General features: G+C 67.8%; 21 protein-coding genes. 14 read left to right on the top strand and 7 right to left on the bottom strand.

Annotated features, from left to right (window positions below; translation table 11 throughout):
• Positions 1–158 precede the first annotated feature (158 nt).
• From JI746_RS26410 to JI746_RS26395, 4 genes are all read left to right on the top strand, one after another.
• Positions 159–530, top strand: coding sequence for a hypothetical protein (locus tag JI746_RS26410; RefSeq protein WP_201693308.1), 372 nt, complete (start codon positions 159–161; stop codon positions 528–530).
• Positions 531–775: 245 nt separating this feature from the next.
• A complete protein-coding gene (locus JI746_RS26405; RefSeq protein ID WP_201693307.1) occupies positions 776–2,473 on the top strand; it encodes a hypothetical protein in 1,698 nt (565 codons plus the stop codon).
• 81 nt (positions 2,474–2,554) lie between these two features.
• Positions 2,555–2,824 carry a type II toxin-antitoxin system prevent-host-death family antitoxin gene (locus JI746_RS26400; RefSeq protein ID WP_201693306.1) on the top strand — a complete coding sequence of 90 codons (270 nt, stop codon included), beginning with the start codon at positions 2,555–2,557 and terminating at the stop codon, positions 2,822–2,824.
• The gene (locus JI746_RS26395) at positions 2,821–3,249 is read left to right on the top strand and encodes a type II toxin-antitoxin system VapC family toxin (RefSeq protein WP_201693358.1); all 429 of its coding nucleotides are present in this window, start codon (positions 2,821–2,823) and stop codon (positions 3,247–3,249) included. The genes JI746_RS26400 and JI746_RS26395 overlap by 4 nt, the downstream gene beginning before the upstream one ends.
• Before the next feature lie 15 nt (positions 3,250–3,264).
• Here JI746_RS26395 and lolA read toward each other — a convergent pair whose 3' ends face one another.
• Both lolA and JI746_RS26385 read right to left on the bottom strand, forming a co-directional pair.
• Positions 3,265–3,900 carry an outer membrane lipoprotein chaperone LolA gene (lolA, locus tag JI746_RS26390; protein ID WP_201693305.1) on the bottom strand — a complete coding sequence of 212 codons (636 nt, stop codon included), beginning with the start codon at positions 3,898–3,900 and terminating at the stop codon, positions 3,265–3,267.
• Between the two features lie 298 nt (positions 3,901–4,198).
• The gene (locus JI746_RS26385; RefSeq protein ID WP_201693304.1) at positions 4,199–6,532 is read right to left on the bottom strand and encodes a DNA translocase FtsK; all 2,334 of its coding nucleotides are present in this window, start codon (positions 6,530–6,532) and stop codon (positions 4,199–4,201) included.
• A 257-nt stretch (positions 6,533–6,789) separates the two neighbouring features.
• On the opposite strand from JI746_RS26385, the gene JI746_RS26380 reads away from it, so the two are divergent.
• The gene (locus JI746_RS26380) at positions 6,790–7,098 is read left to right on the top strand and encodes a type II toxin-antitoxin system Phd/YefM family antitoxin (RefSeq protein ID WP_201693303.1); all 309 of its coding nucleotides are present in this window, start codon (positions 6,790–6,792) and stop codon (positions 7,096–7,098) included.
• A 6-nt stretch (positions 7,099–7,104) separates the two neighbouring features.
• Entirely contained in the window at positions 7,105–7,485 is a 381-nt protein-coding gene (locus tag JI746_RS26375; RefSeq protein ID WP_201693302.1) for a hypothetical protein, read from the top strand.
• A 194-nt stretch (positions 7,486–7,679) separates the two neighbouring features.
• Here the strand turns inward: JI746_RS26375 and JI746_RS26370 are convergent, their stop codons facing one another.
• A complete protein-coding gene (locus tag JI746_RS26370) occupies positions 7,680–8,354 on the bottom strand; it encodes a Crp/Fnr family transcriptional regulator (protein ID WP_201693301.1) in 675 nt (224 codons plus the stop codon).
• Positions 8,355–8,512: 158 nt separating this feature from the next.
• On the opposite strand from JI746_RS26370, the gene trxB reads away from it, so the two are divergent.
• The 4 genes from trxB (at position 8,513) to JI746_RS26350 (ending at position 10,847) form a co-directional block, all read left to right on the top strand.
• On the top strand, positions 8,513–9,460 hold the full coding sequence (gene trxB / locus JI746_RS26365) for a thioredoxin-disulfide reductase (protein WP_236600165.1): 948 nt from the start codon (positions 8,513–8,515) through the stop codon (positions 9,458–9,460).
• Between the two features lie 341 nt (positions 9,461–9,801).
• Complete coding sequence (gene rpmB, locus JI746_RS26360) at positions 9,802–10,035, top strand: 50S ribosomal protein L28 (RefSeq protein ID WP_201693300.1); 234 nt, start codon at positions 9,802–9,804, stop codon at positions 10,033–10,035.
• A gap of 20 nt (positions 10,036–10,055) precedes the next feature.
• A complete protein-coding gene (gene rpmG, locus JI746_RS26355; protein WP_201676774.1) occupies positions 10,056–10,229 on the top strand; it encodes a 50S ribosomal protein L33 in 174 nt (57 codons plus the stop codon).
• Positions 10,230–10,403: 174 nt separating this feature from the next.
• Positions 10,404–10,847: a DUF3597 domain-containing protein gene (locus tag JI746_RS26350; protein WP_201693299.1), complete on the top strand. Its 444-nt coding sequence runs from the start codon at positions 10,404–10,406 to the stop codon at positions 10,845–10,847.
• A gap of 67 nt (positions 10,848–10,914) precedes the next feature.
• Here JI746_RS26350 and JI746_RS26345 read toward each other — a convergent pair whose 3' ends face one another.
• The 4 genes from JI746_RS26345 to purN form a co-directional block, all read right to left on the bottom strand.
• The gene (locus tag JI746_RS26345) at positions 10,915–11,415 is read right to left on the bottom strand and encodes a hypothetical protein (RefSeq protein ID WP_201693298.1); all 501 of its coding nucleotides are present in this window, start codon (positions 11,413–11,415) and stop codon (positions 10,915–10,917) included.
• Between the two features lie 196 nt (positions 11,416–11,611).
• Positions 11,612–12,826, bottom strand: a complete 1,215-nt coding sequence (locus tag JI746_RS26340) for a DesA family fatty acid desaturase (protein ID WP_201693297.1) — start codon at positions 12,824–12,826, stop codon at positions 11,612–11,614.
• Positions 12,827–12,934: 108 nt separating this feature from the next.
• The gene (locus JI746_RS26335) at positions 12,935–14,203 is read right to left on the bottom strand and encodes an RsmB/NOP family class I SAM-dependent RNA methyltransferase (RefSeq protein ID WP_201693296.1); all 1,269 of its coding nucleotides are present in this window, start codon (positions 14,201–14,203) and stop codon (positions 12,935–12,937) included.
• A gap of 57 nt (positions 14,204–14,260) precedes the next feature.
• The gene (purN, locus tag JI746_RS26330; protein ID WP_201693295.1) at positions 14,261–14,845 is read right to left on the bottom strand and encodes a phosphoribosylglycinamide formyltransferase; all 585 of its coding nucleotides are present in this window, start codon (positions 14,843–14,845) and stop codon (positions 14,261–14,263) included.
• Between the two features lie 36 nt (positions 14,846–14,881).
• Here purN and JI746_RS26325 point away from each other — a divergent pair, with 36 nt between their 5' ends.
• From JI746_RS26325 to JI746_RS26310, 4 genes are all read left to right on the top strand, one after another.
• Positions 14,882–15,559 carry a YceH family protein gene (locus tag JI746_RS26325; RefSeq protein WP_201693294.1) on the top strand — a complete coding sequence of 226 codons (678 nt, stop codon included), beginning with the start codon at positions 14,882–14,884 and terminating at the stop codon, positions 15,557–15,559.
• 54 nt (positions 15,560–15,613) lie between these two features.
• Positions 15,614–16,792: an acyl-CoA dehydrogenase family protein gene (locus JI746_RS26320; RefSeq protein ID WP_201693293.1), complete on the top strand. Its 1,179-nt coding sequence runs from the start codon at positions 15,614–15,616 to the stop codon at positions 16,790–16,792.
• 95 nt (positions 16,793–16,887) lie between these two features.
• Positions 16,888–18,006, top strand: coding sequence for an acyl-CoA dehydrogenase family protein (locus tag JI746_RS26315; protein WP_201693292.1), 1,119 nt, complete (start codon positions 16,888–16,890; stop codon positions 18,004–18,006).
• 104 nt (positions 18,007–18,110) lie between these two features.
• The gene (locus tag JI746_RS26310) at positions 18,111–19,484 is read left to right on the top strand and encodes an alpha/beta fold hydrolase (protein ID WP_201693291.1); all 1,374 of its coding nucleotides are present in this window, start codon (positions 18,111–18,113) and stop codon (positions 19,482–19,484) included.
• Positions 19,485–19,846: the final 362 nt, after the last annotated feature.

Below are 19,846 nucleotides of genomic sequence, written 5' to 3'. Positions count from 1 at the left end.
AGCCGCGATAGCGCGCGAACCCCAGCGATGCGCGAAGCGCTGGGGTTCGGCCTGTCGGCGCTCACCACCAGCCTACCGTTCGGCCTCTCGGCGCTCACCGCCAGCCTACGGATACCCTCGCGCGAAGAGTCCCGCCGGCTGTTTATAGTCCGAAGATCATGGACGCCGCGCTCTCGTCTACGCTGTCGGCCCTGCTCGGGGCGATGGTCGGTGGTGGCATCAGCTACCTGCTCAATCGCCAGCAGCTCGCCAACCAGCTGCGCATCCAGCAGGAGCTGCACAAGGTCGAATTCATGGCGGAGACGACCGCGCGCCACTTCCTCGCGCACAAGGCCTACACCGACCGCTCGTTCGAGACGCTGCGCAAGCACCTGGGCGGCTTCGAAGACGACGAACTGCGCAAGATCCTGGTGCGCGCCGGCGCGATCCGCGTGTACCGCGAAGACGGCTCGGAATGGTGGCGCCTCCTCTCCCGGATGGAGGAGTACATCGAAAGAAAGCAGCTCGATCAGATCGCACGCGAAATCTGAGTTTTCGCGTTTGTCAATTCCCCGAACGCACAAATTCTGCGGCGCCGACCGACGGCGAACCGCCTTTCACTCGGGGCACGTACAAGCTGACACAAGTCTGGCACCGCCGAGCCTTGACGCAGCACAAGCGATTGTGCTGCGTTGGCACAACACTTTGACCTGACGCTGCGGTCGGGCTTGTCTTGCCACGATGAGCATGGCGGAAACTTGCGGCCTTTCCCTTGTAAGCAAAGGTCACCATGCGCATGCATCCCCTTTCCGCGGTCGCCGCGGCCGCCATCCTGGCCTCCCTCACCCTGGTGAGCTGCGGTGGAGGCGGAGGATCCGGGTCGACCGCGGTGGTCACTCCCCCGGTCCTGCAGGAACTGCAGAACGCCCGCTACGTCGTGACGTTCGTCGACACCGTGACCGGCGCCCCGGTCACCGATGCCCTGAAGGTCACCTTCGTGGGCGAGGCCCAGCTGAAGGCCACCGACGGCAGCGCCCTGAACGACCAGACGGTGACGACCAGCACGGGCATGGTGTTCGTCAGCGCCGATTTCACGTCGACGGCCAATGATTTCTCCGTGCAGGTCAGCGATCCTGCCAACAAGGGCTGGGTTGCCACCGGTGCGCGCGTGGTCGGCACCGCCAACCTGCAGGGCGACCAGACCGTGGTGGTCCGCATGGTGAACACGAAGGCGGCCGCCGCCGTGAACGCATCGGATGCGCCGGTGGCCATGTCGGTCGCGAACGGCAACGCCACTGCGACGGGCGCCCTGTCCGCTCCCGTGGCCGTGACCACGACGCCCAAGACGGTGGTCAACACCGAAGGCGTGAGCGAGACCATCGGCACCTCGAGCCTGGCGATCTCCGCCGGCACCATCGGCAAGACCAGCTCCGGCGCGGCTGCCGCCCCCGGCCCGCTGACCGTCTCCAACACCTACTTCGCCACGTCGAACGCCGAATCGCTCAACGCGTTCCCGGGCGGCTTCGCAGCCACCGTCGAAGTGCCCGCTGCCAACGCATCGGTCCTGAACGGCGCCGCGGCCGACGCCGGCACCTTCGTGACCGCCGGCTTCGCGCAGTTCAACGTGACGGACAGCCAGGGCAACGCGATCAAGACCTTCGACAAGCCGCTGACCGTCGGCATCGACCTGCCCAAGGGCACGCGCGACGAGAACGGCGTGGTCCTGAAGGTGGGCGACCAGTACCCGGTCTGGAGCTATGACGACACCAATGGCAAGTGGGTGTTCGAGAAGCTCGGCACCATCGCCGAGAAGACCCCGGTGGACCCGAACAACTTCACCGTGCAGTTCACGACCACCCACCTGTCTTCGTGGAACCTCGACCAGTACGTCAACAGCTGCACGGCGACGGTGAACCTGCAGGGCCGCCCTGCGAACGACACGCGCCTGCTGACCGTCGACGTGCTGGGCAGCGCCGGCCAGCGCTATGGCAGCCAGGCCCTGATCAACGACTCCACGCTCACGCTGCTGCGCGCGCCGAACATCAGCGGCACGATCATCGTCAAGGACCGCGGGACCGAAGTCGGGCGCGTGACGAACAAGGCCTTCTGCGGCGCCGCGATCAACGTGCCGATCACGCTGACCGCCCTGCCGGTCGGCAACGTGCGCATCGAAGCTTCGGAAAGCTGCGCGGACGGCACGCAGCAGCGCCCGGTGTGGACCTCGGCGGCGGTCCGCTACACCTCCGGCGGCCTGACCACCGCGCGGCCCGCGTACACCCGGCAAGCTGCCGCCGCGGACAAGTTCGCGCTGGCCACGCTGGGCAGCGTCCCCTCCGGCGCCGTGACGGTGCAGTTGCAGAACCCGCGCACCGGCGCGTGGGTCACGACGACCGACATCACCGGCGCGACCTCTTCGACGGTGGTGACGGGCGGCACGACGGTGTTCAAGTTCAACTTCCCGATGACCTGCAGGGTCGTGTCCGGCGGGGTGTGATCCTGACCGCATGACGCGAAGGGCGGCCTCTGGCCGCCCTTTTTCATTGCGGGAGAGCCCCGCATGTAGTAACGTTGCTACATGGGACGCAAGGCACTTCGAACCACCACTGTCACGAGCCGCGAGTTCAACCAGGACACCGCAGGCGCAAAGAAGGCGGCCGCCAAGGGGCCGGTGATCATCACCGACCGGGGAGAGCCCGCGCATGTGCTGATGACCTACGCGCGCTTCGAAGAGCTCACGGGCGGCAGCCACGACATTGTCAGCTTGTTGGGGATGACGGAAGGAACGGACATCGATTTCGAACCGCCCAGGGCGGAAGGTTTGATCAAGCCGGTGACGCTCGGCTGATGTTCCTGCTCGATACGAACGTCGTATCCGAGCTGAGAAAGGCGCCCAAGGGGCGTGCCGATCCAGGCGTGGTTGCCTGGGCTCGGTCCGTTGACCCGACGACCCTGCATCTCTCCGCCATCTCGATCCTGGAACTCGAGCAGGGCATCCTGCAACTCCAGCGACGCGATGCGCAGCAAGGCTCGATGTTGCGAACCTGGATGGCCTCGCAAGTCCTGCCCGCGTTCGAAGGGCGCATCCTGCCCGTCGACGTGGCGGTGGCCCTGCGTTGCGCCGCACTCCACGTCCCGGACAGACGCGCTGAACGCGACAGCCTCATTGCGGCCACCGCGCTGGTCCACGGCTTGACGGTCGTGACCCGAAATGTCCCGGACTTCGAGGGCTCAGGGGTCGTGTTGCTCGACCCCTGGCACCACCAGACTTGACGCTCTCGCAGGCGCTCAGGGCGACTGCACGACGTCCGCGCCCTTCGGCGGCTGGAAGCGGAACGCATCCGCACTCACGCCGGCGTTGACCTGCATTCCGCTGAACGTGATCAGCGAGCGCTGGCCGAAGCTGTCCAGGATGTCGAGCGCCGCGAGCTGGTCGCCGCGGAAACCGACCTTCATGTTGGCGAGCTGGCCTTCCTTCACGCGCGGCGTGGCCTGCACCCACTGCATGCCATCGCGGTCCGGCAGCGCCTGCAGGTCGAAGTCCTTCTTCAGCGTCTCGAGGTCCGGCGAGGCGGCGATGAGGGCGGCGGGCGTGGAGCCGAGCACCTTGGCCTGCTTGCGCTGCGTGACCTGGTTCAGGTCCTTGTCATGCAGCCACAGCGTCTGGCCGTCGGCCACGATGGTCTGCTCGAAAGGCTTGCGGTATTCGAAGCGGAAGCGGTTCGGGCGCTGGAAGTCGAAGGTGCCGGTGGAGGTCTTGGTGCGCGAGGCTTCGCCATTCTTCGGTGGCGCCGTGATCACCTGCGTGAAATCGGCGTGGCCGCTCTTGGCGGTGCGGATGAAATTCTCCAGGCTTTCGATGGCGCCGGCGTGGGCGGCGGCGGCGAGCGCGGTCAGTGCAAAGGCGGCGAACAGTTTCTTCATGCGGATATCTCCCAACGAGGCATTGTCCGTTGGGTGGGCCGCCCGCGGGGAAGTTCGTCAAGGGGCGGTGAACTCTGCAAAAAGGCGGGATGCGGGGGGGATTGGGGGTGTTGTCCTACGGAGGCGGCGGGCTGTGCTGCTTGCTGCCGGGTTGCGGGGTGCACGAACCGCTGGGGTTCCGGCGCTTCGCGCGTCACCGCCAGCCTACAGGGCCTGCCGTAGGCTGGGGCGGCGCAAGCCGCCGAAGGTGAACCGCGGCAGCGCGTGAACCCCAGCGATGCGCAAAGCGCCGGGCACCCTACTCCCGGCCGGGCACCAGGATGTCTCGCTGCCCGCGCGTGTTCATCGCGCTCACCAGCCCGGCCTTTTCCATCGCCTCCAGCAGGTTCGCGGCCTTGTTGTAGCCGATGGCCAGGTGGCGCTGCACCAGCGAGATGCTGGCCTTCTGGTTCTTGAGCACGACTTCGACGGCGCGGTCGTAGAGCGGATCCCCCTCGCCGCCGCCTTCGCCGGCCAGGCCACCCAGGGCGCCGTCCTCGCCGTCGACCGTGCCGCCTTCCAGCACGCCCTCGATGTAGTTGGGCTCGCCGCCTTGCTCCTTGAGGTAGTGCACGACGCGGTGCACCTCCTCGTCGCTCACGAACGCTCCGTGCACGCGCACCGGCAGGCCGGTGCCGCTGGCCATGTACAGCATGTCGCCCATGCCGAGCAGTGCCTCCGCGCCCATCTGGTCGAGGATGGTGCGGCTGTCGATCTTGCTGGAGACCTGGAAGGCGATGCGGGTCGGGATGTTGGCCTTGATCAGGCCGGTGATCACGTCGACGCTCGGGCGCTGGGTGGCCAGGATCAGGTGGATGCCGGCGGCGCGCGCCTTCTGCGCCAGGCGCGCGATCAGTTCCTCGATCTTCTTGCCGACCACCATCATCAGGTCGGCCAGTTCGTCGATCACCACGACGATGTAAGGCAGCCGGTCCAGCGGCTCGGGGCTTTCGGGCGTGAGGCTGAAGGGATTGGGGATCAGCTCGCCCTTCGCCTTGGCTTCGTCGATCTTGTGGTTGTAGCCGGCCAGGTTGCGCACGCCCATCTTGCTCAGGAGGCGGTAGCGGCGCTCCATCTCGGCCACGCACCAGGTGAGGCCGTTGGCGGCCTGCTTCATGTCCGTGACCACCGGCGCCAGCAGGTGCGGGATCCCTTCGTAGACCGACATCTCCAGCATCTTGGGGTCGATCATCAGCAGGCGCACGTCGCGCGCTTCGGACTTGTACAGCAGGCTCAGGATCATCGCGTTGATCCCCACCGACTTGCCCGAGCCGGTGGTGCCGGCCACCAGCACGTGCGGCATCTTTGCCAGGTCCGCGACGACGGGGTTGCCGACGATGTCCTTGCCCAGGCCCATGGAGAGCTGCGACCTGGCCTCGTGGTAGGCCTGCGAGCCGAGGATCTCCGACAGCTTGATCGACTGCCGCTTGGCGTTGGGCAGTTCCAGCGCCATGTAGTTCTTGCCGGGGATCGTCTCGATCACGCGGATCGAGACCAGCGACAGCGAGCGCGCCAGGTCCTTGGCGAGGTTGACGATCTGCGAGCCCTTCACGCCGGTGGCCGGCTCGATCTCGTAGCGCGTGATCACCGGGCCGGGCGAAGCCAGCACCACGCGCACCTCGACGCCGAAGTCCTTGAGCTTCTTCTCGATCAGGCGCGAGGTCATCTCCAGCGTCTCGGGCGAGACGGTTTCCTGCCGGCCGCTGGCTGCATCGAGCAGGTCGACCTGGGGCAGCTTGCTGTCCGGCATTTCGGCGAACAGCGGCTTCTGGCGTTCCTTGGCGACGCGCGCGCTCTTGGGCACGTCGGCGATCACCGGCTCGATCAGCACCGGCTTGGGATGGTGTTCCTCGATCTCGATGCGCTCTTCCTGCACCGTCTCCTCGCGCTCGCGCGCCGCGCGCTGGCCGAGCGCCAGGTCTTCGGCGATCTCGCGCTTCTCGCGCCGGGCGGCGATGAAGCCGTCGACCACGGCGCCCAGGCGTTCGGCCACGTGGCTCCACGAGAAGCGGAACACGACCCCCATGGCCAGCACCAGCAGCGCGATGAAGAACAGGCCGGAGCCGGTGAATCCGAGCCATTGCACGCCGGCGCCGCCGACCAGGTAGCCGAGTGCGCCGCCGGCGTGGTCCGGCAGGCGCGCTTCGAAGCGGTACAGGCGCGACCACTCCAGGCCCGTGCTGGCCACGAGCAGCAGCGCCAGCGCGACCCAGAAGATCCAGTGGCTGCGCAGCCAGGCGCTGGCCTGCTCCTGCGGGGCGGGATCTTCGGAACGCATCCAGCGCGCCAGCGAAGCGAGCCAGGCGCGCACGCCCGCGGCCACGCACCACCAGGTCGAATAGCCAAGCAGGAAGTAGCTGGCATCGGCGAGCCATGCACCGAGGCGCCCGCCCCAGTTGTGGACCGCGCTGCCATCACCGGAAGTGGAGAAGGCCGCATCGGCCGGCGAGTGGGTCACCATCGCGAGCAGCCAGAACACCAGTGCGACGGCGCCGAGCACCAGGGCGCTCTCGTGGGCGAAGCGCGCCAGCCCCGGGCGCGGGTCGGACGCGGCGGGCGCGGCATCCGTGAGGGTGTTCAGCGAGTACGTCATGCGCAAGCGCGAGCTTAGCGCAGGGAGGACTTACATCCCCGAGCCCGCCGGGCGACCGGTGAGGCGGATGTTGCCCCCTGACGTCATTCCCGCCCCCCCCCGTCATTCCCGCACCCCCGTCATTCCCGCGAAGGCGGGAACCCAGCGCTCCCGATGAAAAGGCGGCCCGCGGCCGCCTCCCGCCTCCCACGGACGGCGGCCGGCAGCGGTGACCTCATTTACAATAGCCCTTAACGTATCCATTAACGGAGAGCACCATGGGCGTACGTGCCGCCGACGTGGTTCCCATCAGCGAAGCGAGGGCGCGGCTCACGGAACTGGCGGAAGACGTCGTGGGCCGCGGCAGCGAGAAGGTGCTGACGAAAAATGGCGCCAGTTATGTGGCGCTGGTCGATGCACGCAAACTCGACTACTACCATGCCCTGGAGGCCGAACACGCGGGGCTGGTCCTCCTCCAGGACGCCCTCGAAGGCCTGGGCGACCTGGCGGCAGGTCGCGTGGTCGAAGACTCCGCACTCGACGCCGCCCTGGCCATCGGTCGCGCCAAGCCTCGCAAGAAGGGCTGAGACCGAGTGGCACTGCCGGCGAATGCGCGACTCCAGGCCGCGGAGTCCTTCATCCGCGATGTCCGCTTCGTCCATGAATTCCTGCGCCAGCAGGACCCCACGCTCGCCGACCAGAGATACGGTGTGCTGCTCCAGCAGTTGAAGGAAGCGCGCGAGCATCTGCGCTGGAATCCCGCCGCCGGCCGGCCCGCGCGCTTCCTGCAATCGCGTTCGGCCCACGGCCAGGCGCTGGCCGCGCGCGCCGCTGCGCTGGCAAGGGCTCATGGCGTACCGCAACTGCGCGAGCTGGTGGTCAAGCCGTACTTGCTGCTGTATGCAGAAGGAACAGGTCGTGTCGTGCTGCTCGCGCTGAAGCACGAGCGGCAGTTGTCCTTCCACATCGACTGACAAAGGTGTCCAGCAGGCTGGTGGTGCAGCGAAGCGAAGCCCCAGCACTGCGCGCAGGCGCCGGGTGCTCCCCCCGGTCATTCCCGCGAAGGCGGGAACCCAGGGCTCCCGATGAAAAAAGGCGGCCCGCGGCCGCCTTCCTGGATCCCCGCCTTCGCGGGGATGACGGCTTGTGGGTGACGCTCCTGCGCCCTTCACCCCAGCGTCGTCAACCTGTCCTTCACCAGCATCGACCCATCCTCCCGCGTCTCGATGAAGCCGCGGTCTTCCAGGTCCTTCATCACGCGGCTGACCATTTCGCGCGAGGCGCCCACCATCTTGGCGATGTCCTGGCGCGAGATGCGTTCGCGGATGGTCATGAGGCCCTCGCGATCGGGCTGGGCGAATTCGAGCAGCGCGCGCGCCACGCGCCCGTACACGTCCATCAGCGCGAGCGACTCGATCTTGCGGTCGGCCTGGCGCAGGCGCTGCACCAGGCCCTTCATGATCGCGTACGACATCGAGCTGTTCTCGGGCAGGCAGCGCGCGAACTCGGCGCGGCCGAGCGTGAGCATGTCGGTCTGCACCTCGGCGCGGCAGGTGGCCGAGTGCGGCTCGTTGTCGATGAGGCTCATCTCGCCGATGTAGTCGCCCGGGTTCAGCGTGGCCAGGATCACCTCGCGGCCGCGCTTGTCGGAAGTGACGACGCGGACGCGGCCGGTGAGGATGATGAACAGGGTGTTGGTCTTCTCGCCCTGCTCCACGATGGTTTCACCCCGCTTGAAGCGGCGCTTGATCACCGCATCGGCAACGGCTTCAGCCTGGGACGATGTCAGCAGGGCGAACAGCGGCACCCGGCGAATCAGCTCCAGGTTGGACAACATCGACATGTTTCTTATCCCTTCTGCTCGGGCGGCCGGCGATGGGTTCTTACAATGTTCGTCATCGAGAAGTTGCAAGCATTGCGCATGCCCGCGTCAGTGATACTTCTCCAACCGGGCAGAAATGTACACCGACCTGTGGTGGTTGCCACACAGGTTTTTCCATCATGAACGACAAGCACGCCAAAGTCCTGATCCTCGGCTCCGGCCCCGCCGGCTATACCGCCGCCGTCTACGCGGCCCGCGCGAACCTCAATCCGGTGCTGGTCACCGGCATCGCGCAAGGCGGCCAGTTGATGACGACCACCGAGGTCGATAACTGGCCGGCCGACGTGCACGGCGTGCAGGGCCCCGAGCTGATGCAGCGCTTCCTCGAACACGCCGAGCGCTTCAAGACCGAGATCGTGTTCGACCACATCAACAAGGTCGACTTCGGCAAGCGGCCGTTCACCCTCACCGGCGACAGCGGCACCTACACCTGCGACACGCTGATCATCGCCACCGGCGCCTCGGCGCGCTATCTCGGCCTGCCCTCGGAGACGGCCTTCATGGGCAAGGGCGTGAGCGCCTGCGCCACCTGCGACGGCTTCTTCTACCGCGACCAGGTGACCTGCGTCGTCGGCGGCGGCAACACCGCCGTGGAAGAGGCGCTGTACCTCGCCAACATCGCCAAGAAGGTGTACCTGGTGCACCGGCGCGACAAGTTCCGCGCCGAGCCCATTCTCGTCGACAAGGTGATGCAGAAGGTGGCGGAAGGCAGGATCGAGCTGAAGCTGTTCAAGACGCTCGACGAGGTGCTGGGCGACGCCACCGGCGTCACGGGCATCCGCCTGAAGGACACGAAGAGCGGCGAGACGGAAGACGTGCAGCTGCAAGGCTGCTTCATCGCGATCGGCCATTCGCCCAATACCGAGATCTTCCAGGGCCAGCTGGAGATGAAGGACGGGTACATCCAGACCCGGACCGGCCTGAATGGTTTCGCCACGATGACCAGCGTGCCCGGCGTATTCGCCGCCGGCGACGTGCAGGACCACGTGTACCGGCAGGCGATCACGAGCGCGGGGACCGGGTGCATGGCGGCGCTGGATGCGCAGAGGTTCCTGGAGCAGGAGTAGCCCGGCTTCGCTGGCTGGCCTCTCGTAGGCTGGCGGTGAACCGCGCAGCGCGTGAACCCCAGCGTTGCTGGCGGTGAACTGCGAAGCGCGTGAACCCCAGCGTTTCGCGCAGCGCTGGGGTTCACGCGCTGCGCGGTTCACCGGCGGCGGCTTTCGCCGCCCCAGCCTACGGGGCTGCGCCCCTCCCCCAGCCTACGGGGCTGCGCTTTCACGCTATAATCGCCGGCTCGGCTGAATTCGACCTGGGAAGGTCCGTTCGGCCACGGGTTACCGCCACCCTTCTGGCGAGGTGAGGCGCTCACGCTCAGTGACCGCCGTTTCGAACATATCGGAGAGTGCTGATGGCACGCGTCTGCGACGTGACGGGCAAGGGCCCGATGGTGGGGAACAACGTCTCCCACGCCAACAACCGTACCAAGCGCCGGTTCCTGCCGAACCTGCAATACCGCCGTTTCTGGGTCGAGAGCGAGAACCGCTGGGTGCGCCTGCGCGTTTCCAGCGCCGCGCTGCGCCTCATCGACAAGAATGGCATCGACGCCGTGCTCGCCGACATGCGTGCGCGCGGCCAAGCCTAATCTTCCCCAGGAGCACCACCATGGCAAGCAGCAAAGGCGGACGCGAAAAGATCAAGCTGGAGTCCACCGCGGGCACCGGCCACTTCTACACGACCAGCAAGAACAAGAAGACGATGCCCGAGAAGATGTCGATCATGAAGTTCGACCCGAAGGCACGCAAGCACGTCGAGTACAAGGAAACCAAGCTGAAGTGATGCGCCCGGCGCCCGCGCGCCGGCCAGCACTTCGTCCCGCACACGCGGGGTCCAGGAAAGCCCCGCACCGCGGGGCTTTTTTGCGTCCGCCGTTCAGGCAGGACGCGGCTTTCTCCCACGCGCCGGCGGCGGGCCGTCCCGCAAGAATCCGGGTCGCCCTTCTGGAGAACGACCATGAGCATCCTCGGAAACATCTTCGGCCGCATTTTCCCGGGCGCGCACGCGCAGCAGCCGAGCGCCCCCGCGGCCACCCCCCCGACCAGCCCCGGCACCGCCACACCCTCGGCGGCCCAGCCGCAAGCCACCACTCCAGCCGCCGCTGCAAACGCGCAGCCGACGGGGGCCGCGACCACGGCCCAGCAAGTGGACATCGAGCAGGTCCTGGACGGCATGGCTGCGAAGAACTCGCAGAAGCTGAACTGGCGCAACTCCATCGTCGACCTGATGAAGCTCGTCGGCATGGACAGCACCTTGCAGGAGCGGCGCGAATTGGCGGACGAACTCGGCTATTCCGGCGACAAGCAGGACACCGCAGCCATGAACATGTGGCTGCACAAGCAGGTCATGAAGAGGATGGCCGAGAACGGCGGCAAGGTGCCCGCCAACCTCATGGACTGAGGCCGCGGCGCACAGGAAAAAGCCCCGCGACGCGGGGCTTTTTCATTCCGGCTTGCGCGCGGCTTCCTCAGCGATAGCGCGGGTCGTCCGGGTAACGGTCGACGCGGTTCGCGACGCCGTCGCCGTCGCGGTCGTTGCGGCGGGCCACGCTGTTGCCGTAGCCGATCACCTGCCCGTTCTGCTCCACGTATGCCGGACGCCCGTCGGCACCGTAGTAGACGCGGCGGCCGTACGGGTCGATGTACGAGCCGTACCGGCCGTAGCGACCCGCAACCGCGGAGTCGTTGCTCGGAACGCTGAGGCGCAGTTGGCGGCCGGCCGGGTCCATGTAGACCAGTTCACCGTCGTCCTGGCGGAACACGGTGCCGTTCGGCAACATGCCAGAGTTCGCGGGCAGGCCGGGCGGGTAGCCGACGACCTGTCCCTCGCCAACGGTGCCGCCAACCCCGACGTTGCCGAGGATGTTGGTCAGGACCTGCGGCAGCACGCCCTCCAGCCCCTGTGCCGAAGCGGCTCCGCCGGCGGCAAGGGCGCCTGCAGCGGCGATGGAAACGATCAGTTTTTTCATGAGGTACTCCTGCGCGGAAACTCCGCCATGGCCTGATTGGATCGCCGAACGTGGCGTCGAACCAGCGGCCTGCATCCACTCCTGTGTGCGAGCCGACCGTGACCCATGGTAGGCGGGCACGCCTGAACGGAGCGTGAATGAAAAGCAGGCGAAAAAAAGCCCCGCAATGCGGGGCTTTCCTTCGGGCGCAGCTGCCTCAGGCGTGGGCCGCGCGCAGCTTCAGCGAGAACTGGCGCAGCGCCTCGATCCCGCTTTCCTCGGCCCGGCGGCACCAGGCCTGCAGGTCGGCGGCGAGCTGTTCGCGCGAGTGGTTCGTGTTGAGCCACATCTGGCGCAGTTCCTCGCGCATGCTGGCCATCTGGTCCAGCACCGGGTGCTCGGCGCGCACGCGCGCGAGCTGCGGCTTCGCGGCGGCCGGCACGCGCTCTTCGTCACGGTGCAGCCAGCGCTTGGCGGCCTTGAGCGCGGCGATGTCCTGGCCCTTGGCCTGCAGCGCGGCGATCTCCGTCTTGGCGGCGCGGCGCATTTCGCGGCCGTAGCGGGCCATGACCTCGTAGCGGTTGGCGATCACGGCCTCGAGCGTCTTCTCGTCGGCGACGGGCTTGATCTCGCCCAGGCGCAGCTTCGGCGGCACCTTCTTCACGGTGGCCCAGCCGATCTTCTGCATCAGGCTGATGTAGAGCCAGCCGATGTCGAACTCGTAGGGCTTGACCGAGAACTTCGCGGACGTCGGGTACGTGTGGTGGTTGTTGTGCAGCTCTTCGCCACCGATCATGATCCCCCAGGGGGAGATGTTGGTGCTGGCGTCCGGCGCCTCGAAGTTGCGGTAGCCCCAGTAGTGGCCGATGCCGTTGATGATGCCGGCGGCGGAAATCGGGATCCACAGCATCTGCACCGCCCACACGGCGAGGCCGAGCGCACCGAACAGCGCCACGTTGATGATCAGCATCAGGCCCACGCCCTGCCAGCTGTAGCGCGTGTACAGGTTGCGCTCGATCCAGTCATCGGGCGTGCCGTGGCCGAACTTGGCCATGGTTTCCTTGTTCTTCGCTTCAGCGCGATAGAGCTCGGCACCCTGCCAGAACACGGTGTCGATGCCGCGCGTCTGCGGGCTGTGCGGATCGTCGGGCGTCTCGCACTTCGCGTGGTGCTTGCGGTGGATGGCCACCCACTCCTTGGTGACCATGCCGGTGCCCAGCCACAGCCAGAAGCGGAAGAAATGCGACGGGATGGCGTGCAGGTCCAGCGCGCGGTGCGCCTGCGCGCGGTGCAGGAACAGCGTGACGGCCGCGATGGTGATGTGCGTCGTCACCAGGGTGTACAGCACGATCTGCCACCAGGACAGACCCAATAGACCGTTGGCGAGCCAGTCGATCGCCGCGTTCAGGACGGCCCAGTCGGGAAGCAACATGGATGCGTTTTCTCTTTCTCAGGAAAAAGCCCGCATGCGTCCCGCGGGCAAAGGACAATGTAGGACGGATTCTAGGCCGGGGGGTTCCCGACCGCCCGACTTTTGACATCAGGACTGGACTTTTTCCCAAGCCGCAGCGTAAAAGCCGTCCGTCGCGTGGCGCTGCGGCCAGAGCCGGAGGTCCTGGCCGCCCTCTGCGCAGAGCTTGGCAGCGTCGTCCACACGGGCGGATTCCAGCAATTCCTGGACCTGGAGCCGCCGAAAGCCCGGGCTGGCTGCAGAGAAAGCCTGCGCCACCTCTTCGTTCTCGGCCCGCAACAGGCTGCAGGTGGCGTAGACGATCCTGCCGCCGGGCTTCAACAGCCGCGCCGCGCTGGCCAGGATCGCGCCCTGCTTGGCCGCCAGTTCCACCACCGATTGGGCCGACTGGCGCCATTTCAGGTCGGGATTGCGCCGCAGCGTGCCCAGCCCGGAGCAGGGGGCGTCGACGATCACGCGGTCGATCTTGCCGGCCAGCCGCTTGATGCGCTCGTCACGCTCGTGGGCGATGGCGGCCGGATGCACGTTGGAAAGCTTGCTGCGCGCCAGCCGCGGCTTGAGGTTCTCCAGCCGGTGCGCCGAGACGTCGAAGGCATACAGCCGCCCGGTGTTGCGCATCGCCGCGCCCAGTGCCAGCGTCTTGCCGCCAGCGCCGGCGCAGAAATCGACCACCATCTGGCCGCGCCGCGCGTCGGTGAGCAGGGCCAGCAGCTGCGAACCCTCGTCCTGCACCTCGATCGCACCGCGCGAGAAGGCGTCGAACTTCGTCAGCGCGGGCTTGCCTTCCAGCCGCAGCCCCCACGGCGAGTACGGCGTGGGCTTGGCGGCGATGCCGGCCAGGCGCAGTTCCTCGCGCACGTCTTCGCGCTTGTCGGCCAGGGTGTTGACGCGCACGTCCAGCGGCGCGGAGGCGTCGAGGCTTTCCACCAGCGGCCAGAAGTCGTCACCGAGCTGCTCCTTGAGCGGCGCGACCAGCCACTCCGGCAGGTTGTGGCGGTGCCGCTCCGACAGCGTCGCCGGGTCCACCGCGTCGCACTGGTCCAGCCAGGCCTTCTCCTGCTCGCTGAGGGCGCTCTTGAGGAAATCGCGGTCGCCGGAAAAACCCAGGATGGCCAGCCGGCGCTCGCGCGGGCCGCTGCCCGAGCCGGCGAGATGCTCGAACAGCAGCTTGCGCCGCACCACGGCATAGGCGGTTTCGGCCAGCGTGGCACGCTCGCGCGGGCCGAGCGCGCGGTGCTCGCGGAAGTAGCGCGAGACCACGGCGTCGGCGGGATGTTCGAAGCGCAGGACTTCGCGGACCAGCTCGGAACACGCATCGAGCAAGGCTTTGGGGTGCATGCCCCGATTGTCGCCGGGCGGCGGCGCCTGCACCGTCGCGCGATCGCTCGCCTCCTGTCAGGCAGCTTGCCGCAGGAAGTGCGCGATGGCCCTCGGATAGATCAAGTGTTCCTGCGTCAGCACGCGCGCGGCGAGCGCCTCCGGCGTGTCGCCGGGCAGGACGGGCACCACCGCCTGCTCCAGGATCGGCCCGTGGTCGAGGTCGGCGGTGACCTGGTGCACGGTGGCGCCGCCGAAGCGGCAGCCGGCCTCCAGCGCGCGCTGGTGCGTGTGCAGCCCCGGGAAGGCGGGCAGCAGCGAGGGGTGGATGTTCACCAGCCGGCCGCGGTAGCGTTCCACGAAGGCCGGGGTGAGGATGCGCATGAATCCGGCCAGCACGACGAGCGCCGGCGCATGGGCATCGATCGCCGTGGCCAGGGCTTCGTCGAAGGCCTCGCGCGAGGGGAAGGGCTTGTGGTCGACCACTTCGGCGGCCAGCCCCTGCTCGCGGGCGAAGGCCAGCCCGCCGGCATCGGCGCGGTTGCTGATCACGGCCTTCACCTCCGCGCCCAGGCCCTTGCGCCAGTTGTCGCGCTGCGCCGCGCGCACAATGGCGGCCATGTTCGAGCCCCCGCCGGAGATGAGGATCACGATGTTCTTCATGCTGGACCGGATTATCCCAAGGAGCCCGTGCGGCAGATGGAACCCCTGACCCTGGTCGAGGCGCGCGTCCTCGGCACCCTGATGGAAAAGGCACGCACCGTGCCTGACACGTATCCCATGACGCTCAACGCGCTGGTTGCCGGCTGCAACCAGAAAAGCGCGCGCGACCCCGTCACCAACCTGCGCGAGGCCGAGGTGCAGGAGGCCCTGGACGGCCTCAAGCGCCGCTCGCTCGCCTTCGCCACCAGCGGCTCGCGGGTGACGCGCTGGGAGCACAACTTCCAGCGCGCGATGGTGGTGCCGGAGCAGTCCGCGGTGCTGCTGGGCCTGCTGATGCTGCGCGGCCCGCAGACGGCCGGCGAGTTGCGCATCCACAGCGAGCGCTGGTACCGCTTCGCCGACATCTCCTCGGTGGAGGGCTTCCTCGACGAGATGCGCGACCGCAGCGAGGCCAAGGGCGGCCCGCTGGTGGTGCAGTTGCCGCGCGCCGCGGGTGCGCGCGAGGCGCGCTGGGCCCACCTGCTGTGCGGGCCGGTCGACGTGGCCGCGGCCGCCGCCAGCGCGGAAGCGCGGGCCGGCGGCGACGGGGCGCTGGCCGCCCGCCTGGCCTCGCTGGAAGAGGAGGTGGCGCAGCTGCGCGAGATCGTCACGGATCTCGCCACGCAGCTGGGCATGTCACCGCCTGGACAGACCAAAACGAACGACCGTGCTTAAACTCACCGCCTTGCGTCATCGCGGCAATGACGAATCCATCGTTCCGGAGACATCATGGATCTAGCCTTCACCCCTGAAGAACAGAAGTTCCGCGAGGAGGTCCGCGCCTGGGTGCGCGAGAACCTGCCGCCGGAGATCGCGCACAAGGTGCACAACGCGCTGCACCTCACCCGCGAGGACATGCAGCGCTGGGCGAAGATCCTGGGCAAGAAGGGCTGGCTGGGCTACGGCTGGCCCAAGCAGTTCGGCGGCCCCGGCTGGTCGGCGGTGCAGAAGCACCTGTTCGAGGAGGAGACGGCCCTGGCCGGCGCGCCGCGCATCGTGCCCTTCGGCCCGGTGATGGTGGCGCCGGTGATCATGGCCTTCGGCTCGCCCGAGCAGCAGAAGCGCTTCCTGCCCGGCATCGCGAGCGGCGAAGTGTGGTGGAGCCAGGGCTACAGCGAGCCGGGCTCGGGCTCCGACCTCGCCTCGGTGAAGTGTCGCGCCGAGAAACACGGCGACAAGTACATCGTCAACGGCCAGAAGACCTGGACCACGCTGGCCCAGTACGGCGACTGGATCTTCTGCCTGGTGCGCACCTCCACCGAAGGCAAGCCGCAGACCGGCATCTCCTTCCTGCTGATCGACATGAAGTCGCGCGGCGTGACGGTGCGCCCGATCATCATGCTCGATGGCGGCCACGAGGTGAACGAGGTGTTCTTCGACAACGTCGAAGTGCCCGCCGAGAACCTGATCGGCGAAGAGAACAAGGGCTGGACCTACGCCAAGCACCTGCTGTCGCACGAGCGCACCAACATCGCCGACGTGAATCGCGCCAAGCGCGAGCTCGAGCGCCTCAAGCGCATCGCGCGCAGCGAGGGCATGTACACCGACACGCGCTTTCGCGACGAGATCGCGAAGCTCGAAGTCGACGTGGTGGCGCTGGAGATGCTGGTGCTGCGCGTGCTGTCGGCGGAGAAATCCGGCAAGAACCCGCTGGACATCGCAGGCCTGCTGAAGATCAAGGGCAGCGAGATCCAGCAGCGCTACACGGAGCTGATGATGCTGGCGGCCGGCCCTTACGCCGTGCCCTTCGTCAAGGAAGCGATGGAGGCCGGCTACCAGGGCGAGTTCGTCGGCGCGGCGTATCTCGCGCCGCTGGCCGCCACCTATCTCAACATGCGCAAGACGACGATCTACGGCGGATCGAACGAAGTGCAACGCAACATCGTCGCGCAGGTCGTTCTCGGCTGACGCCGTAGAACAACCCGCGCGTTGCGCATCTACACCGCTCCCCCGCACCCCCTCCAAGAGGGGGCTCCAGCAAGTCGCTACGCGAGGAACATGAAATGGATTTTGATTTTTCCGACGACCAGGAACAGTTGCGCGACGCGGTGCGCAAGTGGGTGGACCGCAGCTACACCTTCGAGCGCCGGCGCGCGATCACCGGCGCGGGCGGCTTCGACCGCGCCGCCTACGGCGAACTGGCGGAACTGGGCCTTGCCGGCCTGTACGTCGCCGAGGACCAGGGCGGCATGGCGATGGGCCCGGTGGAGGCGATGGTGGTGCTGGAGGAACTCGGGCGCGGCATCGTGCTGGAACCCCTGAAGCACACGCTCGTCACCAGCGGGGTGCTGGGCGCCTACGCGCCCGAAGACGTGCGTTCCGCCTGGCTGCCGAAGATCGCCTCGGGCGAGGCGCTCGTCGTGCTCGCCCACCAGGAGCGCAAGGGCCGCTACCGCCTCGATGTGTGCGAGGCGCAGGCGACGCCGGCGGGGGCCCAGGGCTGGAAGGTCTCCGGCGAGAAGAGCATCGTCCCCGCCGGCGACCAGGCCGATGCCTTCCTGGTGCCGGCCAAGGCGAACGGCAAGATCGCGCTGTTCCTCGTCGAGCGGCAGGCGCAGGGCGTGAGCACCCGCGGCTATCCCACGCTGGAAGGCGGCCGCGCGGCCGAACTGACGCTGCGCGACGCGCCCGCCACCCTGGTGAGCGAGGAGGGCCTGACCGTGCTGGAGCACGCCGTCGACATCGGCATCGCCTGCACCTGCGCCGAAGCGGTGGGCGCGATCGACAAGACGATGCAGCTCACGGCCGAATACCTGAACACGCGCAAGCAGTTCGGCGTGACGCTCTCCACCTTCCAGGCGCTGCGGCACCGGATGGCGGACATGAAGATGCAGCAGGAACTGGCGCGGTCCATGAGCTACTACGCTTCGCTCAAGCTCAATGCGCCGCCCGAGGAGCGCCGGCGCGCCATGGCGCGCGCGAAGTACCAGCTCGGGGTGTCGATGCGCTTCGTGGGCCAGAACTCGGTGCAGCTGCATGGCGGCATCGGCGTGACCGACGAATACGCGGGCAGCCACTACTTCCGCAAGCTCACGCAGCTGGAGCTCGAATTCGGGGATACCCTGCACCACCTCGGCGAGGTCTCGGCAAGAATGCAGGACACCGCCGGCGTGTTCGCCTGAACGACGCACGACGCAGGACGCAGACAGCACGTCACCCCCGCCATGAAACCTCGTGCGGGGGCCCAGGGGAGCGGCCCGCGGAAAGACAACGAAACACCGCAGCCATGACGACCCGCCGCCATTTCCTCGCACTTTCGGGCAGCCTCGCGCTCGCCGCCTGCGCCTCCGGCCCCTCCCTCACTTCCGAATATCCTCCGATCGTCTTCGTCCACGGCAACGGGGATTCCGCCGCGCTCTGGCAGACCACGCTGTGGCGCTTCGAATCCAACGGCTGGCCGCGCGATCGCCTGTTCGCGCTCGACCAGCCGTACCCCGTGGCGCGCGACGACGATCGCGTCGAGCAGCCCGGTCGCTCGTCGACCGCGCAGAGCATGGAATTCCTGCGCGAGGAAGTGGAGCGGGTGCTCAAGGCCACGGGCGCGCGGCAGGTCGTGCTGGTCGCCAACTCGCGCGGCGGCTACGCGGTGCGCAACTACATCCAGAACGGAGGCGGCGCCGCCAAGGTCAGCCACGCGGTGCTGGGCGGCGTGCCGAACCACGGCGTGTGGAATGTTCCGGGCCGCTTGCCGGGCAGCGAGTTCGCCGGCAACGGGCCCTTCCTGCAGGCGCTCAATGCGCCCAAGGGCGCGCAGGGCGACGAAGTGACCGGCCCGGTGAAGTGGCTCACGATCCGCTCCGACCACAACGACAAGTTCGCGCAGCCGCTGGGCATGTGGATCGGGGATGCGAGACTGCAGACCGGCATCACCGCCGATGGCCCGGCGCTGAAGGGTGCGACGAACGTCGTGCTGCCCGGCGTGGACCATCGCGAAACCTCGTTCTCGGCCGCCGCATTCGAGGCGGCTTACCGCTTCATCACGGGCAAGCCGCCGGCGACGCTGCAGATCGTGCCGGAGGGCCACGTGATGCTTTCCGGCAAGGTGATGGGCTCGGGCGTGTCCCCGACCGATCCGGCCAGCGGCAGCTTCCCCAACAACCTGCCGCTGCCCGGTGCCAAGCTGGAGGTGTATGCCATCGACCCGGCCACGGGCGAACGCCGCGGCCCTGCGGTGCTGACGCAGACCATCGGTGCCGAAGGTGCGTGGGGCCCGCTGCACGGGCAGCCGGACACGCATTACGAATTCGTGGTGTCCGCGCCCGGCTACGCCACGACGCACATCTACCGCAGCCCCTTCCCGCGTTCGAGCACGATCGTCCACCTGCGGCCGGACCGGGTGGCGCCGTTCGAGCGCAACGCGATGGTGATCGTCACCTTCACGCGGCCGCGCGGCTACTTCGACCCGCAGCGCGACAAGATGCTGTTCGACCGCCGCACCCCGCCCCCCGGCGTGCAGCCCGGCGCCGGCGTCTCGAGCTCGCGCATCCAACTGCTGGACGTGGGCCGTCCGGTGCTCGCGGAATTCAACGGCGAGAAGCTGGCGGGCCGCACCTGGCCGGTGGCGAACAATGAGTTGACGGTGCTGGAGTTGACGTACTGACGGGATCCGTCATCCCCGCACCCCTTTCCGTCATCGCCGCGAAGGCGGGGACCCAGGGCTCCCGATGCTCGCCGCGCGCGGCGAGTTTCCAAACGCCCTGGATTCCCGCCTGCGCGGGAATGACGGACGTGGGGCGCGAAGCGCTGGGGTTCGGCCTTCGGCGCTCACCGCCAGCCTACGGATCGCCCCACGGGATTCGTCATCCCCGCGCCCTTTCCGTCATCCCCCCGAAGGCGGGGGGCGGTCTCAACCGGTCAATGCAACGGTGGCTGCCAGCCTTTCGGCTGGTGACTCGAATCCCAAAGTCTCTCTGGGACGTGTATTGAGCTTTCTGGCGACCTGGTCTAGCTGCTCCTGCGTGT

The sequence above is a fragment of the Ramlibacter alkalitolerans genome (assembly GCF_016722765.1).
Taxonomy (GTDB): Bacteria; Pseudomonadota; Gammaproteobacteria; order Burkholderiales; family Burkholderiaceae_C; genus Ramlibacter; species Ramlibacter alkalitolerans.
Note: the sequence above shows the minus strand (reverse complement) of the source record. Positions and strands in the feature narration are given on the sequence as shown.

Coding starts and splice junctions, on each gene's coding strand:
- JI746_RS26410 (WP_201693308.1), top strand. CDS start 159: ATGGACGCCGCGCTCTCGTCTACGCTGTCGGCCCTGCTCGGGGCGATG.
- JI746_RS26405 (WP_201693307.1), top strand. CDS start 776: ATGCATCCCCTTTCCGCGGTCGCCGCGGCCGCCATCCTGGCCTCCCTC.
- JI746_RS26400 (WP_201693306.1), top strand. CDS start 2,555: ATGGGACGCAAGGCACTTCGAACCACCACTGTCACGAGCCGCGAGTTC.
- lolA (WP_201693305.1), bottom strand. CDS start 3,900: ATGAAGAAACTGTTCGCCGCCTTTGCACTGACCGCGCTCGCCGCCGCC.
- JI746_RS26385 (WP_201693304.1), bottom strand. CDS start 6,532: ATGACGTACTCGCTGAACACCCTCACGGATGCCGCGCCCGCCGCGTCC.
- JI746_RS26380 (WP_201693303.1), top strand. CDS start 6,790: ATGGGCGTACGTGCCGCCGACGTGGTTCCCATCAGCGAAGCGAGGGCG.
- JI746_RS26370 (WP_201693301.1), bottom strand. CDS start 8,354: ATGTCGATGTTGTCCAACCTGGAGCTGATTCGCCGGGTGCCGCTGTTC.
- trxB (WP_236600165.1), top strand. CDS start 8,513: ATGAACGACAAGCACGCCAAAGTCCTGATCCTCGGCTCCGGCCCCGCC.
- rpmB (WP_201693300.1), top strand. CDS start 9,802: ATGGCACGCGTCTGCGACGTGACGGGCAAGGGCCCGATGGTGGGGAAC.
- rpmG (WP_201676774.1), top strand. CDS start 10,056: ATGGCAAGCAGCAAAGGCGGACGCGAAAAGATCAAGCTGGAGTCCACC.
- JI746_RS26350 (WP_201693299.1), top strand. CDS start 10,404: ATGAGCATCCTCGGAAACATCTTCGGCCGCATTTTCCCGGGCGCGCAC.
- JI746_RS26345 (WP_201693298.1), bottom strand. CDS start 11,415: ATGAAAAAACTGATCGTTTCCATCGCCGCTGCAGGCGCCCTTGCCGCC.
- JI746_RS26340 (WP_201693297.1), bottom strand. CDS start 12,826: ATGTTGCTTCCCGACTGGGCCGTCCTGAACGCGGCGATCGACTGGCTC.
- JI746_RS26335 (WP_201693296.1), bottom strand. CDS start 14,203: ATGCACCCCAAAGCCTTGCTCGATGCGTGTTCCGAGCTGGTCCGCGAA.
- purN (WP_201693295.1), bottom strand. CDS start 14,845: ATGAAGAACATCGTGATCCTCATCTCCGGCGGGGGCTCGAACATGGCC.
- JI746_RS26325 (WP_201693294.1), top strand. CDS start 14,882: ATGGAACCCCTGACCCTGGTCGAGGCGCGCGTCCTCGGCACCCTGATG.
- JI746_RS26320 (WP_201693293.1), top strand. CDS start 15,614: ATGGATCTAGCCTTCACCCCTGAAGAACAGAAGTTCCGCGAGGAGGTC.
- JI746_RS26315 (WP_201693292.1), top strand. CDS start 16,888: ATGGATTTTGATTTTTCCGACGACCAGGAACAGTTGCGCGACGCGGTG.
- JI746_RS26310 (WP_201693291.1), top strand. CDS start 18,111: ATGACGACCCGCCGCCATTTCCTCGCACTTTCGGGCAGCCTCGCGCTC.